The 1,331-nt window shown below is 45.2% G+C and carries 1 protein-coding gene; it reads right to left on the reverse strand.

The genetic code is table 11. The features are described from left to right. Window positions 1–1,331 (reverse strand): DEAD/DEAH box helicase (locus A3739_RS23910; RefSeq protein WP_068503083.1); only part of this gene is annotated, 1,331 nt, incomplete at both ends.

Here is a 1,331-nt window from a genome sequence, read left to right on the forward strand (position 1 = left end):
TGTAGCGAGTTAATTCTACATCTGGATATTTTTGAAGAGGTCGAATCGGCCCTTCTTTAATCGATTTTGAATCGCCTTTGCTGCGATCTCTATCTCTGCTCTCAGCATCTTGCATCGCTCGATCTGATTTAGGGTCAAGCAATAAGTTTCTGCCGCCTTGAGAAAGCTTAGCGAGTGCCGCTGCAACGACTATTGGATCTGCATGACGTGCGTCGATTAGTTTTTCGATTAATTCTTGGTAGAAACTTAAATCGCTAGACTCGATCGTTTCCATAATTTGCTGATTGAATTGCTCGATACGCAACTCATTGATTTTAGCTGCGCTTGGTATTTCCATGCGTTCGATCGACTTTGCTGAAATCTTTTCGATAGCACGTAGCATGCGTTTTTCGCGTGGTGCGACGAACAGAATAGCGTCCCCTGAACGACCTGCGCGCCCAGTTCGACCGATACGGTGAACATAAGCTTCTGTGTCGTATGGAATGTCATAGTTTACAACATGGCTGATGCGGTCAACATCTAAACCTCGAGCAACAACGTCCGTTGCAACAAGAATATCGATGTCGCCTTTTTTTAGCTTATCGACAGTTTTCTCACGGCTTGCTTGTGGAATATCACCATTCAGTGCGGTTGCAGAAAATCCGCGGGCACGAAGTTTTGTGCTTAACTCCTCTGTCGCAACCTTAGTTCTGACGAAGATGATAACGCCATCAAAAGGTTCAACTTCTAGAATCCTGCTTAACGCATCTAATTTATTGAGTCCTTGAGCAATCCAGTAACGTTGGCGAACAGTACTTGCTGTAGCTGTTTTAGATGCAATTTTTATGTGCGCAGGATTATTAAGATGCGCATCGGCAACACGTTTGATCTCTTTAGGCATCGTTGCAGAGAACAATGCAATCTGACGAGATTCAGGTGTGTGCTCTAAAATCCAATTAACATCATCAATGAAACCCATGCGTAGCATTTCATCGGCTTCATCCAGCACCAGTGTTTTTAGGTTGTCTAGCTTAAGAGTCCCGCGACGCATATGATCCATTACACGACCCGGTGTTCCTACAACAATTTGCGTTCCGCGTTTGAGTTGACGCAGTTGTATGCTGTAGCTCTGTCCACCGTAGATCGACAGAACATTTACGCCAGGTAAGTATTTCGCATAGCTTTCAAATGCTTCTGCGACTTGAATCGCTAGCTCGCGAGTAGGCGCGAGAACTAAAACTTGAGGTAGTGAGCTTTTCGCTTCAATTTCACAAAGCACTGGAAGAGCGAAAGCAGCTGTTTTACCAGTACCTGTCTGCGCTTGACCTAGAATGTCGCGGCCTTCTCGAATG

This window comes from Oleiphilus sp. HI0067 (genome assembly GCF_001635735.1).